This window comes from Shewanella decolorationis (genome assembly GCF_004354305.1).
In the GTDB taxonomy this organism is placed as follows: domain Bacteria; phylum Pseudomonadota; class Gammaproteobacteria; order Enterobacterales; family Shewanellaceae; genus Shewanella; species Shewanella decolorationis.
In genome coordinates, this window is sequence record NZ_CP037898.1 from 3,620,091 (window position 1) to 3,637,377 (window position 17,287).

Annotated in this window: 17 protein-coding genes; 7 read left to right on the top strand and 10 right to left on the bottom strand. The window is 45.2% G+C overall.

All coding sequences use genetic code 11. From position 1 onward, the window contains the following. Positions 1-85: 85 nt before the first annotated feature. A complete protein-coding gene (locus EYR25_RS16210; protein ID WP_165953590.1) occupies positions 86-1,036 on the bottom strand; it encodes a 1-aminocyclopropane-1-carboxylate deaminase/D-cysteine desulfhydrase in 951 nt (316 codons plus the stop codon). 284 nt (positions 1,037-1,320) lie between these two features. On the opposite strand from EYR25_RS16210, the gene EYR25_RS16215 reads away from it, so the two are divergent. Then, complete coding sequence (locus tag EYR25_RS16215; RefSeq protein ID WP_133181440.1) at positions 1,321-1,728, top strand: YccF domain-containing protein; 408 nt, start codon at positions 1,321-1,323, stop codon at positions 1,726-1,728. A 62-nt stretch (positions 1,729-1,790) separates the two neighbouring features. Here the strand turns inward: EYR25_RS16215 and EYR25_RS16220 are convergent, their stop codons facing one another. From EYR25_RS16220 to EYR25_RS16230, 3 genes are all read right to left on the bottom strand, one after another. Then, complete coding sequence (locus EYR25_RS16220) at positions 1,791-2,660, bottom strand: alpha/beta fold hydrolase (protein ID WP_133181442.1); 870 nt, start codon at positions 2,658-2,660, stop codon at positions 1,791-1,793. Next, positions 2,660-3,685, bottom strand: coding sequence for a M14 family metallopeptidase (locus EYR25_RS16225; RefSeq protein ID WP_023265697.1), 1,026 nt, complete (start codon positions 3,683-3,685; stop codon positions 2,660-2,662). Before EYR25_RS16225 ends, EYR25_RS16220 begins: the two co-directional genes overlap by 1 nt. Before the next feature lie 220 nt (positions 3,686-3,905). Beyond that, positions 3,906-4,664, bottom strand: coding sequence for a substrate-binding periplasmic protein (locus EYR25_RS16230; RefSeq protein ID WP_133181444.1), 759 nt, complete (start codon positions 4,662-4,664; stop codon positions 3,906-3,908). Between the two features lie 396 nt (positions 4,665-5,060). On the opposite strand from EYR25_RS16230, the gene EYR25_RS16235 reads away from it, so the two are divergent. Next, entirely contained in the window at positions 5,061-5,270 is a 210-nt protein-coding gene (locus EYR25_RS16235; RefSeq protein WP_425057229.1) for a PGPGW domain-containing protein, read from the top strand. Between the two features lie 65 nt (positions 5,271-5,335). Here the strand turns inward: EYR25_RS16235 and EYR25_RS16240 are convergent, their stop codons facing one another. Beyond that, positions 5,336-7,048: an AMP-binding protein gene (locus EYR25_RS16240; RefSeq protein WP_133181448.1), complete on the bottom strand. Its 1,713-nt coding sequence runs from the start codon at positions 7,046-7,048 to the stop codon at positions 5,336-5,338. 128 nt (positions 7,049-7,176) lie between these two features. After that, the gene (locus EYR25_RS16245; protein ID WP_023265694.1) at positions 7,177-7,557 is read right to left on the bottom strand and encodes a DUF6508 domain-containing protein; all 381 of its coding nucleotides are present in this window, start codon (positions 7,555-7,557) and stop codon (positions 7,177-7,179) included. A gap of 301 nt (positions 7,558-7,858) precedes the next feature. On the opposite strand from EYR25_RS16245, the gene EYR25_RS16250 reads away from it, so the two are divergent. From EYR25_RS16250 to EYR25_RS16260, 3 genes are all read left to right on the top strand, one after another. Further along, on the top strand, positions 7,859-8,320 hold the full coding sequence (locus EYR25_RS16250) for an EVE domain-containing protein (RefSeq protein ID WP_133181450.1): 462 nt from the start codon (positions 7,859-7,861) through the stop codon (positions 8,318-8,320). 58 nt (positions 8,321-8,378) lie between these two features. After that, entirely contained in the window at positions 8,379-8,711 is a 333-nt protein-coding gene (locus EYR25_RS16255) for a hypothetical protein (protein WP_133181452.1), read from the top strand. 447 nt (positions 8,712-9,158) lie between these two features. Next, positions 9,159-10,418, top strand: a complete 1,260-nt coding sequence (locus EYR25_RS16260) for a lipopolysaccharide biosynthesis protein (protein ID WP_133181454.1) — start codon at positions 9,159-9,161, stop codon at positions 10,416-10,418. A gap of 121 nt (positions 10,419-10,539) precedes the next feature. On the opposite strand, the gene EYR25_RS16265 is transcribed toward EYR25_RS16260, so the two are convergent. Continuing rightward, positions 10,540-11,334 (bottom strand): TIGR00266 family protein, encoded by a 795-nt coding sequence (locus EYR25_RS16265; RefSeq protein ID WP_133181456.1) that lies wholly within the window; start codon positions 11,332-11,334, stop codon positions 10,540-10,542. A 159-nt stretch (positions 11,335-11,493) separates the two neighbouring features. After that, positions 11,494-12,408: a LysR family transcriptional regulator gene (locus EYR25_RS16270; protein WP_069454782.1), complete on the bottom strand. Its 915-nt coding sequence runs from the start codon at positions 12,406-12,408 to the stop codon at positions 11,494-11,496. A gap of 218 nt (positions 12,409-12,626) precedes the next feature. Between EYR25_RS16270 and EYR25_RS16275 the strand changes: the two genes are divergently transcribed. Both EYR25_RS16275 and hppD read left to right on the top strand, forming a co-directional pair. Beyond that, the gene (locus EYR25_RS16275; RefSeq protein WP_133181458.1) at positions 12,627-13,787 is read left to right on the top strand and encodes a homogentisate 1,2-dioxygenase; all 1,161 of its coding nucleotides are present in this window, start codon (positions 12,627-12,629) and stop codon (positions 13,785-13,787) included. Between the two features lie 113 nt (positions 13,788-13,900). Then, the gene (gene hppD / locus EYR25_RS16280) at positions 13,901-14,941 is read left to right on the top strand and encodes a 4-hydroxyphenylpyruvate dioxygenase (RefSeq protein WP_133181460.1); all 1,041 of its coding nucleotides are present in this window, start codon (positions 13,901-13,903) and stop codon (positions 14,939-14,941) included. 125 nt (positions 14,942-15,066) lie between these two features. Here hppD and EYR25_RS16285 read toward each other — a convergent pair whose 3' ends face one another. Then, the gene (locus tag EYR25_RS16285) at positions 15,067-16,470 is read right to left on the bottom strand and encodes a GGDEF domain-containing protein (protein WP_133181463.1); all 1,404 of its coding nucleotides are present in this window, start codon (positions 16,468-16,470) and stop codon (positions 15,067-15,069) included. A 176-nt stretch (positions 16,471-16,646) separates the two neighbouring features. Next, positions 16,647-17,204: a sugar O-acetyltransferase gene (locus EYR25_RS16290; RefSeq protein ID WP_133181465.1), complete on the bottom strand. Its 558-nt coding sequence runs from the start codon at positions 17,202-17,204 to the stop codon at positions 16,647-16,649. Between the last annotated feature and the right edge of the window lie 83 nt (positions 17,205-17,287).

Consider the following 17,287-nt stretch of genomic DNA (forward strand, 5'->3'; position numbering starts at 1 on the left):
CATAGTGCAACTTCATTAGCTTAACTTAGGCGTATCCTAGCTTCAAACACATTATGTCTTAGCGTCACTAAGTAAATCATCTGCTCTATAGGGTCGTGCGACTTTTACCAAATTTACGCTGATAACGTGGCAACATGGTTTCATTCCCGAGTAAGCCACCTTGATGGATATACATCACAGGACTTGCGCCCCACTGCGGTAAAAACTTTTCTAACACCATAAAACCTAAGGGATCGTAGAGTAATTCAAACTGCACATCACTGGCATTGATTCGCTGCCACATGGCATAAAACTCAGGATAGAGTTTACCAAAGTGGTATTTCTTCCCCACATTCAAAATCTGTGGATGCTCAGCTGCGTTAGGATTTAACTCATAAAACTGCTGCGCTAAATACTCATCGCCACCGACAACCGCGCAGGTAAGCACTTGAATATCTATTTGCTGACGCACAAAATACTGATTTAAAAAAAGCGCCGTCGTTCCAGTGCCTGCAGGTAAAAAAACCTTTAACTCGCTCATCCCCTGCTGCATTGCCCACGTTTCAATTTCGGTAGCTAACTGGCTAACACCATACTCCGCATACTGGCAGCGCCCACCCTCGGGAACAAACAAAGCGTTAGGCTCTGCAGGCAAGACTTGCTGCTCAATATAATCTTGGCAAGTCCAATTAGGCTCACGATGAAGAGAAGGATTGGCAGCAATCAGGCTTGATAAATCAATAACACGCGTACCATTAGCAATAGCAGCGGCATAGTTGCCCGTCGGCAACGTACAAACATGGTTAGCGATATGATCGACATAAAAATCGCACAGCCAGCCTTTCAGTTTGGCGAGCGCCGATAATGAATACAGTGAGTTGGCCTGCGCAGAGCCATAGCCTATAACCTTAGTCATCCCCGCAAACTCATGGTCTAAAAAATAAGCAAACTTACGCGCCTTATTGCCACTAAACGCAGGATGCAATAGATCGTCTCGTTTGAGAAATATCTCGCGTCCAGCGAAGGAAAAAGACTCAACTGGGCTGTTAGAGAGCAGGCTATGAGTCAACTGGCTATTAGATAACATGGATATACTCGAAGTAAACAAGGGCTGTAGTGTACCGCGAGCTTGTCAACATCGTCCGTATTTATTAAGCATTTTCGCGAAAATCTAGCGAATATCACAAATCCCCACCACAAACAAAACCATTATCTAATTGATATTTAGATAAAATTTTTTTGGCATAATTCTCGCTTACTCCATTTCAGAATCAATTAATGATCCTATGTGTTGGCCAATGCCAATCCAACACAGATTTAAAATGGGTTAAGGAGTATTTAATGTCGCTTTTACGGTTAATTTTCAATATTGCTTGGTTTGTCCTTGGTGGATTTGTGATGGGCCTAGCCTGGTGGCTCGCGGGAATTTTGTGTTTTATCAGTATTATCGGTATTCCCTTTGGTCGAGCCTGCTTTGTGATTGGCGAACTGACCTTCTGGCCTTTTGGGCAAGAACAAATGAATCGACGCCATTTAACGGGACGTGAGGATTTAGGCACAGGCGCCTTTGGCATGTTAGGCAATATTATTTGGTTCTTGCTGTTTGGCATTTGGTTGGCCATAGGTCATTTAGCCCATGCCCTCGCCTGCTTTGTGACGATTATTGGTATCCCCTTTGGGATCCAACATATTAAGCTCGCGCTATTAAGCCTAACGCCAATTGGGCAAACCATAGTCGCGAAAGCGTAATAGCAATAGTCGCGAAAGCGTAAAAACCATAATCTCTAAGGCGTAAGGCATATCACTCTGCACTACTCAGCCTCACTGGGTAGTGCTGATGTATAGTTAGGCAGCGATTGCACTAATCTTGCTTCGTGATAGTTCCTTTCTTCATCGAGTAAATCAGTGTAATCAGCAAACGGCTCACCCACATCCTGCTCAGGGGAGCAGATGATTTCAAAGAGATAATGCGCCAATTTAGCTGGCGCATCTATAGTGATGTCATGACCACAATAGGCTAAAACAACCAAGTCGACCTTAAAATGTTGTGCCAATGCCCTACTGGTTTGAATATTCACTAAGGCATCACGATCACCCGATAAAATACTCACAGGCACAGGCAAAAAGGCAGGACAACAATAGTGAAATGCCGCCCACAACTGGCGACACGCATTACTAAAATGTGGTGTCGACTCATGCCGATATTGGCTCCAGCGTGCAATCAAGACTTTATCGCGGCGATGGCGGTAACTGGTTAAGCGAACAATCGTCGATTCGATGGAATGAAGCCGACTCCCACGGCAACGTTTAAGCCAAGCACTTAGTACATTCAATCCATTAAATCGTTGATACCAAGGCGATAAGTTAGCCGCGCTGCTATTAAGCACAAACACATGTTTTATCTGCTCCGGGCGCTGTTTAGCCATTTCCATGGCGATCATACCTCCCATAGATAATCCCAGCAGATAAAAGGCTTGTCCCGCTAGCTGTTCATCTAGTTGTTGCCATACCGAGCTGGCATATTCAGCGATAGTTAAAGGACTGGCTTGGTGAGTGAGGATCCCATTGCCAGGTAAATCAGGGGTTAATACTCTGCAACCTCTTTGCCTTAACCTTTGATCAAAATCATTCCAATGGCGTTGATCCCGCATTAAGCCCCTAAGCAATACCCAAGTTGTCATCAAAAACGCTCCCGATACCAAAACTGCTGGGCACTCTGTGCCAATTGCGCGAGATCTTCGGGCGTAAGCCCTTCTAACTCCCGTGCGTACGCCGCCTCCATCAAAAACTGCATTAGCACTGTGTGCCGACGTAAAATCCTGTGGTGCCTGTGTGTTTTTTGCGGGTTAAAGAAGCCCGCAAAATTAAATATTTGCCTTGGATTTTTCTTAATCCATGCCCAAGAACCCATCTCTAAGGTCAAAGGCAGGAATGGAATATTGGCTTGAGGATCTTGGATATGATGCTGGCGATATAAATAATCCCAAATATCACCGTGGGTGCGATAAAACTGGCTCTGGGGTGCAAGCCGATAGTGGCCATGATGGGGGTAACTGGCTTCAAACAATTGTTTTAAGTGAAAAATAAAATGCGCATTTTCAAAGGACGCGCGCGTATGAGCATAGGGAAACCAGATATGATCCGTCAAACCAAAGCCTGAATGCGCATCGAGGGAAATCAGACTAGTGCTTTGTCTAAGCAATTGTTGCACGTAGGCCACCAGCCCCGCGGTTTCAAGCTCCATCCCGCCAAGGCCACGAAACCAAGGAAGCTTGGAGGAAAGCCGCTGCCCTCCAACCATAAAAGACACTTTTTCCCGGGACTCTATCGGCGCGTTGCGCATCAAGTCGACCTGATTACCATTACCGCGACTCCCCAGCAATAAACCGACCGGATTCACCACAGGCACAAAGGCTAAACGGATCTCAGTCAATAACTGTTGTAGGTGTTTATCCCAAGTTAAGCGCTGCAACAGGCTGTTAAGTAAGGCTAAAATCACTTGGGAGCCAATCCGCTCCACCCCATGCACGCCGCCCACAAATAGCACGGTAGGACACGGGCGCTCGGTAAGGCCTAGCTCGACACTGTAAAGTGGAAAATGTTGATGTCGGAATGGGATGTCTGCGAGGATCTGATATTTGAGCTTAAAATGATGACTATCAATGAGTTGTGATAGTGTATCTAACTCAAAAGGAATATTGTTCATATCATCCTAGACAATGAAATGAGTGTCGATTCATAGGCCTAGTGATATTACTAACGAACCACGACAAATTTATGACAACAGATATTTTGTTGCTAAACAAAGCATAAAAGCATATCGAGAAGGAATTTTGTTCATTCAGACAAGATAAACGAGGAGTAACAAACTGTTCTCGCGAATGACGGTCTGCGCTTATCATTCGCCTCAAAGGCCTGACAGAGATTTACCGTGGGGGGAGCTGCGATTCCTCTTGAAACAGCAGCTCACCCATAATGTTATCGATATCCACTTTAGCTAAACCTTGGTCAAACAAATCTCGCCAACGACGCCCTTCATCTGTATTACGAAAAGCCACATATAGCTGTTTGTTCGCTAACAGTTGTCGATTAACTTGCAATTTTTCAGCAAGCGGCTGTAGATGAGGTTGTTTGAGTAAGTAATGCAGCACATTAATATCAATCACAGCACCATCAACACGACCTGCGGCTACTTTTCTGATATTTTGCTCATCTGATGTCACTGCTTCTACAGGCTGCGCCCCTGTTCTAATCATCAAATCCAAGGCATCGGTATTGACATAATCTTTCACAACACCAAGTGTGTAGCGATTTAGATCTTCTAGATGTTGCCAGCTAATTGGGTGGGATTTTTGTTCGACAATTCCTAACGGACTCGCGCCAATAGATTTTGAAAATACAAACTTATCCGTCTCAAAATAATATTCAGGTAAATAGCCAATATAATCAGATTTAGCAGAGCCAGCTAACTTGACAGCACGACTCCATGGATAAAAATCCACAGCGAGCTGCTGATCCATTCTCTCTATAGCCGCTCTAGCAACAGCAATGCTTGCCCCTTGTTGAGGTAATTGTTGACCCGAATATGGTGGCCACAACAAGGATGTGAGTTTGAGTGTATCCGCATTAACACAGCTAATAAGCGAGAAAACACATCCAAAGAGCCAAAAAAGCCATCGAACCATAAAGCCTCCCCACTTAGTATTGGGCTGGTGGATACTTCAGGCAAAAATTTTTAACACTCCTTGTCGACAAACTAATAAGAGCATGCTGATGCTTTAAGGTTATCTTACAGTAGATTTATCTAAGGTAACCCCCATACGCTCTCGCCATTTTGCAATAACAGACGTTCACCGTTACAAACACTTTAAATTATAATCGCCATTTCCCCCACGGTAATGACTATTTGTTACATTTTTACGCTTAAAAAAACCTTAAGAATGAAGCTAAACTGCGAGAGAAAGTGAAAGCTGCAACACTGATTTTGATTTATCAGCAATTCAACATGTTAACTAGGGGAAGATATGCGAGCTTCGTTTAAAGACAACAAGTTGAGTAATATCCCAATGTCTATAAATCAAATGATCATCACGTTCATCGGCGCAATATTCACCTTGATCGGCGTGATATTTTTACTCTTACCTGGGCCAGGATTACTTTTTCTCCTTATCGGATTAACCCTATTAAGCACCCAATACCTTTGGGCAAAACGTTGGCTGCGTCTAAGTCAGCGACAATTAAGCAAGAGTGCAGCTTGGCTCGATAGCCAAATTCGGCGCCACCGCTGTTAATCTTGAGTCCCCACCTAAACATCAACCCAAGTCATCTGACTTGGGTTGATTTTTCTTAACACGCCCTAGGCATTAATGTCCTCATACAACTCTTGGTACATCAACTCACGCATTTTAAATTTCTGGATTTTTCCGGTGACTGTCATTGGGTATTGCTCCACAAATTTGATATAACGTGGCACTTTAAAGTAAGCGAACTTTTCGGTGAGGAAATGACGAATATCCTCCTCTGAAATCGTGGCGCCACTGCGAATTTTGATCCACGCGCACACTTCCTCGCCGTATTTATCACTGTGTACCCCAAACACTGCTGCATCTTGCACATCTTTATGGGTGTAGAGTTTCTCTTCAATTTCACGGGGATAGATATTCTCGCCGCCGCGAATAATCATATCTTTGATACGACCAACGATTTGTACATAACCTTGCTCATCCATTTGCCCAATATCGCCAGAATGCAGCCAGCCTTCACTGTCGATGGTTGCCGCCGTTTTTTCAGGGTCATTCCAATAGCACTGCATGATGCAATACCCACGGCTACAGACTTCACCGGGCGTATTAATCGGCAACACTTCACCAAATTCATCGACAATTTTCACTTCGGTATGGGGTAAAGCACGGCCAACGGTAAGCACGCGCTTCTCTACGGGCGAGTCAATTTCAGTAATGTGGTTCAGCGGGCTACACTCGGTTTGCCCATACCCAATTAACACTTCCTGCATATACATCAGGTTTTGTACCCGGCGCATCACTTCTTCTGGGCAAGTCGCTCCCGCCATAACACCGGTACGCAACGAGCTTAAGTCAAAGCGTTTAAATTCAGGGTGCTCTAACTCGGCAATAAACATTGTAGGGACACCATGTAATGCGGTACAACGTTCACGTTCTACCACCTCTAAGGTAGTCAGTGGGTCGAAGGAATCCCCTGGAAATACGGCTGCAGCCCCCTTAGCGAGGCACACAAGGTTACCGAGCACCATCCCAAAACAATGGTATAAAGGTACTGGAATGCAGAGCTTATCTTCACAGGTAAACTTCATCGCCTCGGCCACTAAGTAGCCATTATTCAGGATGTTGTGGTGCGATAAGGTCGCCCCCTTCGGGCTGCCTGTGGTGCCAGAGGTAAATTGGATATTAATCGCATCAAAAGGGCTAAGTGATTCGGCGATTTGCTCGAGCGCAGTCTTGTCCTCGGCCGTCACTTCAACCAATAAATCATCAAAGTTCAACATGCCGGGAGACTTTTCAGCCCCCATGCGGATCACAAATTGTAACTCGGGCAACGCCTTGGCCTGTAATTGCCCTGCGGCGCACACCTTAAGCTCTGGCGCTAACTCGTAGAGCATCTGCAAGTAATTACTGGACTTGAATTTATCGGCGCAGATCACCGCTCTACAGCCCACGTTAGTCAGGGCATATTGTAATTCTTCAGGTCGATAAGCGGGGTTGATACACACCATAATGGCGCCAATTTTGGCAGTGGCGAATTGGGTTAGACACCACTCAATATTATTGGGCGACCAAATGCCGACGCGATCCCCAGGACCTATGCCCAGTTTAAGTAAGCCTGTGGCCAAGGCATCGATTTGCGCAAGGTATTGACGATAATTCCAGCGGATATCTTGATGATTCACGACAACGGCTAACTGTTCGGGATAAGTGTTAGCGATATCGTTAAGGTACTGTCCTATCGTTTTTTCAACAAGCTCCGGGGAATTTGGTCCCCGGAACTCACTGTACTTAAGTGGGTTTGTTGCTTGGGTCGTTGAAACAGACATTAAGGCCTCCGTGCTTTTTTATTATGGTTAGCGGGATTCAAACTAACCAAACCTCGGAACATCTCACAAGTAAAAAAGCACGGTATTAGACTAAAGAGTAAGGATGTTCTATTACTAGAACATCTTGATTAACGGGTAATAAACGCCACCTGTTTATCAGTGGTTAACACCTCTAAACGTTGCAAACGCTCCATAATCGCCAGCAATACCCCTTGGCGGCGCATATTCTCTAACACCCCAGGACTGAACACTTCGAGGCGAGTCATCGCAGTTAATAACAGACGGCATTGAGCGACACTGGCATCACGGATATAAGCAGGTTTATCAACTAAGTAACTGTTGTTATACCAGTAATCCCAAGTGAAATTAGCAAGTAACCAGCCCTGAGTAGTTAAATCGCTGACAAATTCCAACATGCGATCGCGGTGCAGGCTCACATCACCCGCAGTGAAATCTTTAAGGTATTTAGTGAATAGGCCACTGTCTGTGGTCATTGCTGAAGTTTCCATAGCACACCTCACTGTCTCAACATCACTCATATAAGTCAGGTATTGAAATAAGGCTTGGATTAGGACCTTTTGGATTGGGACCTAAAGCTGCCTACATTGCATCTATTTGCGGCGTCATAGCACCAGTGCATAAGGCATACCAGACTCGATAGAGATGACAGGGTAAGCGGTGTTAACTGAACGCTGACTTAACGCTCTCAATAATCTGCTCAGAGTACGGTTAATTGTGGGGCAAACAAAAAGTAAGATAAACTCAATGCATTAACTCGAAGAGACTGGCTGTTTTTGTGAAGGATAAAAGATGAACTACTGGCTGATGAAATCAGAGCCCGACGAATTTAGTATCGACGATCTTAAGGCTTGCCCCAATCAAACCGAAGCTTGGTTTGGGATCCGTAACTACCAAGCACGTAACTTTATGCGAGATGCGATGCAAATTGGCGATCAAGTCTTCTTTTACCACTCAAGCTGCAAAGTCCCTGGTATTGTCGGCATTGCTGAAGTCGTGACTGAGGCCTATCCTGACAGCTCGGCCTTTGACCCAGAATCAAAGTATTTTGATCCTAAGTCCAACCCACAGCAGCCACGCTGGTTAAGGGTGGATATTCGTTTCGTCAAACAATTCAAGGAAATCATCCCCTTAAGTTTGATCAAAAGTTTGCCACAATTAGCTGATATGTACTTAGTATCCAAAGGTTCAAGGCTGAGTATTCAACCCGTTACCGCCGAGCAATGGCAAGCCGTACTGATGCTCACTCGATAACAGCTTATGTTGAGCTCAAAATTCATCCATACGAGGTTGAATTTAACAGAGCGCAAGTATGAATAAATTCACCACTTCACTGATTGGCGGAGTCGTTTTCAGCTTAATCCCCCCGATAAACGCTTTGGCAAAACACGATAATGATAAAAAGGACAAAGACTTACCTCCAGGCTTACAGAAGAAAGTCGATAACGGCCAACCTCTCCCGCCTGGATGGCAGAAAAAACTGCACCGTGGCGATATCCTAGATTACGATATTTACAACCGTGGTCGCGTTGTTGTGCCCTTAGACAAAGATGGCAGGATCAGCATCCAAGTTGAAGGCTCTATCATTAAGCTGGATGAAAAGCGTCGCAAAATCCTTGATATCGTCAATATCATTACTGATTAAGCGCGTCACTTATGGGTACGCTCTACTATTTTTAGAGCGTGCCATCGTTGCATACAAAGCTTTTATCCCACTCCCCTTGGCTTTCTTTCGATTACCACATCAATATTGCTATATTCACAACGCATGTTACAACTAAGTAACATGCTGATATTTATCATATCTTTACGTTCTGCAGTTTGGTCGTGAATCGGTAGAATGTTAAACTCTACAAATATTAAGCTGCGCATAAACATAAGATAAACGGCTACTGCGGTACGCAATAACTGAAGCCGTATCGATGCTAAGCATCTTAAAACCTTGGCGTGCAACACAGCTTCAACTCAATAAAACAAGCATCAAAAAAGCCATTATGTCGCCAACCTGATGGGATGATGTGCATGACGCACAAGCCAAATTGCATGCATCCCATCCTAATAATGATCGCAAACTGACGCTGGATTTTTGAATATGGAACAAACATCACTTCAACGGGTTAAGCAAGCGATTGTTGCGGGCTTCTGGGCATCTTTGGCCAGTATTGTCGTGGGTTTTCTATTCAAACTTTGGTTAGCACAATGGGTAGCCAAAGCCGATCTCGCACTCTATCACACTGTTATCGATATCATTTCCTTGTCGCTGATCCTGATGACAGGGTTTCGCTCCTCTATGGTGGTAACCTACTCACAAACCAAACAAGATGTGGATATCACCAATATATTCCGCTACAGCTTAATCGCCATGGTGCTGCTCGCGTGGGGCGTTGTGTTACCTTATATCAAACACAAACTCCACCTTAATGTAGAATATTTTCAATTGGTTGGTATTATTTTGAGTATGGGACTCAAGGTCTATTTTACCAATCAAATTGCCATGTACCGGCTATATGCCATTTCTAATCGCGTGACATGGCATGAGCCGCTTGCGCAAGTGACCAGCTTTTTATTTTGTTTTTATGGGTTACAACAAACTGCCATTGCATCTCTCTTTTATAGCATGACACTGTCATCACTCATCGTTGCCTTCTATATGTACTTCAAACGGCGCAAGGATATTGCCACTCCGCCCTTAACTGTTGTGCATTTTGATCCAGGGTTACGCAGTTTTATGAAGAAAAGCCTAACAGCCTCTATGGAAGCGGGTGCCAGTATCTTGATGATTTACATTACCGTACTGCTGACGATTGCCTATTTCAGCATAGATGAGCTAGGGGATTTCCAAGTGGTGGTGCGGCCGATGATCACATACCTCACCCTGCTTTTTGTCTTCCCCATCTACCGTTTTGTTCTACCCGAAGTCGCAGTGTGTGTGCGAGAAAAACGCATTGAGGAAGTTCAGCAAATCAAATCATGGCTGACAAAGGTTTCGTTGTGGGTCAGCGGAATATTTTTCGTGGTGATGTTATTCGCAAGCAAGCCATTAGTTGCTTGGTTATTCCCCGAGCAATACCTTAAAGCGGCTCCAGTGTTAATGCATTTTTCCATGTTCTTTATCTTTATGATGCTTAATGGCTATCAGTTAGCCAATCTCAAAGCCCATGGCTATTTTACCCAAAGCCTACTCATCCGCCTTAGCGGTATCCTCTTACTGATTGGCACTTTCTACGCTTATCGACTGTATACAGAAAATGTTGTAGCGGTGATTTTGGCCTTAGGCACAGGTTATTTAATGATGTATTTGATATCGAGACAGGTTGAAAAGCGCATTCAGCAAGGTCTTAAACACCAATAAAACCCGCTTAAGCAAACCAAAAACGACAATAAAAAGGCATCCCATAAGCTTGTTTGAGATGCCTTACCAATAGAAAGCGCGATGACTCGATTTTACGGTTTATGTCGATTCGACCGATAACTTAACGGCCATCAATCATACGGCCAAGCCCGCCGAGGACAGAACCTTCGCCGCGGTCACTACCACCTGCTGATGGTGCATGAGCAATAATACGATCCGCCATCCGTGAGAACGGCAGACTCTGTAACCACACAGTACCATGGCCCTTTAAGGTCGCTAAAAATAGCCCTTCACCGCCAAAAACCATCGATTTTAACGAGCCTGCGCGCTCGATATCGTAATCAATACCAGGGGTAAAACCGACCAAACAACCTGTGTCGACACGCAAGGTTTCACCTTTTAGTTCTTTCTTAACTAAAGTGCCTCCCGCATGGATAAACGCCATGCCATCGCCCTGCAAGCTTTGCAGAATAAACCCTTCACCGCCAAAAAAGCCTGTACCTAAACGGCGATTAAACTTCATGCTAACGCGAGTTCCAAGGGCTGCAGCGAGAAAACTGTCTTTCTGGCAAATCAGCTCGCCACCATATTGGGCGAGATCTATCGCCAAAATCGTACCGGGATAAGGCGCTGCAAAGGCGACTTTGCGTTTTTGATGCCCGAGGTTCGTAAAGTGCGTCATAAAGATGCTCTCACCCGTCAGCACACGTTTACCGGCCCCCATCAACTTGCCAAAAAAGCCTGACTCCGGCTCGGAGCCATCACCCATTTTGGCCTCAAAGCTGATGTCCTGCTCCAAATAATTCATCGCACCAGCTTCAGCGATCACAGTCTCATTAGGGTCGAGCTCCACTTCAACCAACTGCATACTGTGGCCGATAATTTCATAGTCCACTTCATGGCAACGTCTAGACATACAATTCCCCTTTACTCTGTCAGTCCTTATTGATTTGATAAGTCGTAAAACATAGTTCGATTTAGGACTTACTCTATGACATAAAATGTCAAAATGCGATTATTTTTATCTCAATTTTGCAGCAGAAAGTTGTTTCAAAACATGACAAGTAGCAGCGGATTAACCTAAACCCACCCCATTAAACTGCTCTGCCTTAGCAAATTCCTCTAGGATCAATTCAGTAAACAGCTTACCCGCACGGCCCAGGGGGCGCTCAAGGGTCGACACTAATTGGGGGATAAAGGTATAACGACTGCCACCGACAAAGTCGACCTCCACCAACTCACCGCTCAATAACTCCTCCTGCACTAAAAAGTCTGGCAGCCAGCCAAAGCCGAGTCCTTTTAATAACGCATTCTTTTTCATAATAAAACCAGAAAGATAAAACACTTTATCGCCACCGAATTGCAGCTCATCTCGATAGGTTTTATTGGGGGAGGAATCTTCGATGGTCAGCTCAACATGCTGCTGTAACTCAGGCAGACTGATTTTTTTTAATAGTGCCAGCGGATGTGAAGCACTCGTCACCAGCACGCTAGTAATCGCTGGCAGCGGCTGTGGGTGATAATAGGGGCCGGTGCGGTAGTCTTTAACCAACATCAGATCCGCATTATCACGTTCGAATCTATGCTGCACACCGCCGAGAAACTCCATGTTGAGCTGAATTTTCGTCGGGATTTGATGCTCAGCCATTCGTTTAAGCGCAGTCATAATCGGCTCCATCGGCAAGGCGCCATCGATCACTAACTCCAGTTTTGGTTCCCAACCTTCACTAAAACGACTGGCAAGATGTTCAATATTGGCAAGGTGTTGTAACAGTCTTTGCCCCTCGGCCAAGATCACCCGCCCTTCACTCGTCAGCTCGGCGCGGTATTGGTCACGGCTAAAAAGTTGCACACCTAAATGTTCCTCTAGCTTTTTGACCTGATAGCTCACCGCCGATTGCGCCTTATGCAACCGCTCGGCGGCCTTAGCAAAACTGCCCTCTTCCACTAACACTTGCAGGACATTAAAAGCATCAATATCGATGCGCATGGGGACTCCTTGGCGCGAATATAAATGTCACGCAAACGCTACGAAGCGTAAAGTAGTTAATACCATCTATTTTTTAGATTGAGATGACAGATTTATTATTCTTTTTTTTGTTCATCTAAGCAACTAAATTGATAAGAAGATCACAGTAATGCAACTTGCAACATAACAATAAGCCCTGTAGAGCCCTACTCACAGCGCATAAAACTCAAGGATCCACCATGCCATTTTATGTGAAACAAGGCCAAGTCCCCCATAAGCGCCATATCGCATTTGAGAAGGAAAACGGCGAACTATATCGTGAGGAGCTGTTTTCAACCCATGGTTTTTCCAATATTTATTCCAATAAATATCATCACAATATGCCGACGAAGGCGCTGGAAGTGGCGCCCTACCACCTCGGTCACGGTGCCCAATGGGAAGATTCTTTAGTTCAAAACTATAAATTGGACTCTCGCACGGCCGATCGTGAAGGCAACTTTTTTAGCGCCCGCAACAAAATCTTCTATAACAATGATGTGGCCCTTTACACCGCAAAAGTCACCCAAGACACCGCTGAGTTTTACCGCAATGCATACGCTGATGAAGTGGTATTTGTGCACGAAGGTGAAGGCACGCTCTACAGTGAATATGGCACCCTAGAGATTAAAAAATGGGACTACTTAGTGATCCCACGCGGCACCACACATCAGCTCAAATTTAACGATTACAGTAATGTGCGCTTATTTGTGATTGAAGCCTTTTCAATGGTGGAAGTGCCAAAGCATTTCCGTAATGAATACGGTCAATTACTCGAGTCAGCGCCCTATTGTGAACGCGATCTACGCACGCCCGTATTGCAAGATGCCGTAGTTCAACGCGGCGCCTTCCCGCTGGTATGTAAATTTGGTGATAAGTACCAACTGACCACCTTAGAGTGGCATCCCTTTGACCTTGTGGGTTGGGACGGCTGTGTTTACCCCTGGGCATTTAACATCACCGAATACGCACCTAAAGTCGGCAAAATCCACTTACCGCCGTCAGACCACTTAGTGTTTACCGCCCACAACTTTGTGGTGTGTAACTTTGTGCCGCGCCCCTACGATTTCCACGAGCGCGCCATTCCCGCGCCTTACTATCACAACAACATCGATAGTGACGAAGTGCTGTACTACGTTGATGGCGACTTTATGAGCCGCACCGGGATTGAAGCTGGCTACATTACCCTACACCAAAAAGGCGTAGCGCACGGCCCGCAGCCAGGCCGCACCGAAGCCTCGATTGGCAAAAAAGAAACCTATGAATATGCAGTGATGGTGGACACCTTCGCCCCACTGAAACTAACCGAACATGTGCAAAATTGCATGAGTAAAGACTACAACCGCTCCTGGCTAGAAAACTAACGCTGCACCACAGCACGAGTGAATGGCTTAACTAAGCCGACTAGCCGTAAGTCACCACAGTGTACAAAGCAACAAGAGTGACTGCGTGTTGAATTAATTAAGAGGAACAGATCATGGCAAGCGAACTCAATCCACTGGGCTTACTCGGTATCGAATTTACCGAATTCGCCAGCCCCGACAGCGATTTTATGCACAAAGTGTTTATCGACTTTGGTTTTTCACTGCTGAAAAAAGCCAAGAATAAAGACATTTTGTACTACAAACAAAATGATATTAACTTCCTGCTCAACAACGAGCGCGAAGGGTTTTCGGCAGAATTTGCCAAATCCCACGGTCCTGCAATTTGCTCTATGGGCTGGCGTGTAGAAGATGCCAGCTTTGCTCACCGTGTGGCGGTAGAGCGCGGCGCCAAAGCCGTAGCCGATTCGGCCAAGGATCTGCCCTATCCTGCAATTTATGGTATTGGCGATAGCTTAATTTATTTTATCGACACCTTCGGTGCCGACACCAATATCTATGCCACTGACTTTGAAGACTTAAGTGAACAAGTTATCACCCAAGAGAAAGGCTTTATTGAAGTCGACCACTTAACCAATAACGTCTATAAAGGCACCATGGAACATTGGGCCAACTTCTACAAAAACATTTTTGGTTTTACCGAAGTCCGCTACTTCGACATCAGCGGCGTACAAACCGCATTGGTGTCTTACGCCCTGCGCTCACCCGATGGCAGCTTCTGCATTCCGATTAACGAAGGTAAAGGCAACGATAAGAACCAAATCGATGAATACCTGAAGGAATACAATGGTCCAGGCGTACAACACTTAGCCTTTAGAAGCCGTGATATCGTTAAATCCTTGGATGCGATGGAAGGCAGCTCTATTCAATGCTTGGATATTATTCCTGAATATTACGACACCATTTTCGATAAAGTCCCGCAAGTGACCGAAAACCGTGATCGCATCAAGCATCACCAAATTTTGGTAGATGGTGACGAATCAGGCTATTTATTACAAATCTTCACTAAAAATCTGTTTGGCCCGATCTTTATTGAAATCATTCAACGCAAGAACAACTTAGGCTTTGGTGAAGGTAACTTTACTGCCCTGTTTCAATCGATTGAGCGGGATCAAATGCGCCGTGGCGTGCTGTAATTTCCGCCTTTAATCTCATAAGAAAAAACGGTACGCATTGCGTACCGTTTTTTATGTCCTATTGTCGCTTTTTGTTTGTCACTCTTCGCGAATGTTCTTTCGAACAAAAACTCTTGGTATTGTCCTTAAGCTTGATACTTTACAATCGTGTTTTTGCCCTTTGCTTTCGCTTGATACAAGGCCTTATCCGCCAAATGCAACAACGACTCGCCAGCGATGCCTTGCTGATACTCCACCCAGCCAATGCTCACAGTGCAGTAAATCGTGTGCTCCTCGGCCGCTATCGACATCTCTGCAAAGGATCTTCTAATACGCTCAAGCACAGGCTGCACCTGCGCAGCATCAATATCCCTAATCACAAGGGCGAACTCTTCGCCGCCTAGGCGCGCGGCTATATCTTGGCTACGGCTGTGATTGTGTATCAGCTGCGCCAACAGCTGGATGACCCTATCGCCCACACTGTGACCATAGGTGTCGTTAATCATCTTAAAGTTATCGAGATCCAACATAGCGACAGAGTAAGGCGTGGTTGATGTATCCAGATCCACTAGTTGTGGCATAAAACCACGACGATTTAATAAACCAGAGAGTGGATCATACAGGGCTTCTTGCTCTGCCGTTTGTTTGTCCTGCTCGGTGCGGCGCAACTGCGCTCTTTGTAGTGACACCCCAAAAATGGTCAATGCAGATGACAATACAAAGGCCATCATTTCGGTATTGGTTTGAAATGGTGTGGGATTAATAAAAGGACCATACCCCTGCGCCGTCGCTATAATCATAAACAGCATGGAGGCGCTACTAAAGAGTGCAAGGTAAAAGCGCGTCACCTCAAAGGACAGGACGATTAATAACGGTGGGATAATGTAAAACAACCAACCTAAGTCAAAATTTACGCCAATCAAACAAAATAGTGGCAGACCAATCAAAGGCAAAAGGAGATGACGCTTTTTAGTAATATTCAGTGCATTCGGTTCTACCCAACCTGCATAAAGCTGATACACCAACACTATGCCTAGAATATCGGCAAATAAGAACATTTGTCCCATCCGCCAAAATGCACTCGAGGGAATATAGCCGCCTAATACTAAATTTCCCGATAACAGGGCGCTCGAGCCTAAAATAGGCACTATGCACGCTACAACCACAAACTTCATCAAATCGTTTGCACTGCGAGTCCCAAGGGGTAAGAAACGTCGTAGCAAATACATAGACATAGCGGGAGAAAGCATATCAATCAACGCCGCTATCGCCGTATGGGCTATCGAGAGAATCAGCGAAGTATCCTGCGTCATTCCTTGATAATTCAGCATAAAGCTTGCCAGGAAGATAAGCGCCAACGCCTTACGCCCCCAGATTAACAGCATGACTAATGCCACGCCCGATGGTAGCCAAATCAAGGTGATATTCGCGGGCTGTAAACTAAATAAAGTTTGCCCCCAAGCGCCCGTCATCCAATAGATCACCGTCGCCAATAGCAGCGCAGCATTGCTCTGTCGAAGTGGAAAAAATGGCGTAAAAAGTGTATTCAATCCGTCATCAATCCTGCAAAGTGATAAGGCTATTAATCTGAATAAAGCTAACTAAACGCAAATGCGCGACACCATAAAGTGTAATAGGCGCAACAGTCTAGGCTAAGTGTAATAGATAAAAGGCTTTTTGCTTTAACACGCCTATTCACCACCCCGATTTACCGCTGAAGGCGCACTTAAACCGTATCGTGGATCTGTTTAATCACTTTACAAGGATTACCTACGGCGACACTGTTAGCGGGAATATCTTTATTCACCACACTCCCCGCGCCAATCACACAATTATCACCAATGGTCACGCCGGGCAACACGCAGACATTACCTCCTAGCCATACATGGTGGCCAATCTGAATAGGCTTACCGTATTCAGTTGTGAGGCGTGCACTGGGTTCAATAGGATGTGTCGCGGTAGAGAGCAACACATTGGGACCAAACATCACATGGTCGCCAATGGTCACTTGGCAAACATCGAGTATGGTTAAGTTATGGTTAGCGTAAAATTGCTTACCGATTTGAATGTTATAACCGTAATCACAAAAGAAGTTAGGTTCGATATGGCCGCAATTCGGGATAACCAACAATTCCCGCAAATACGCCATGCGCGCCTCAAGCTCAGTAGGATCCGCATGATTAAACCGATGACACATTAGTTTAGCCTGCATTCTTTCGGCTAATAAGGTTTCATCCGAAGCTTTATAGGGTTGACCCGCCAACATTTTTTGCTTTTCTGTCATCTAACTTCAACATTTGCTACTTGTTATAATGACGCAACCCTAACAATCGACTGGTAAAAACTCAAGAAACATAACAACTGCGA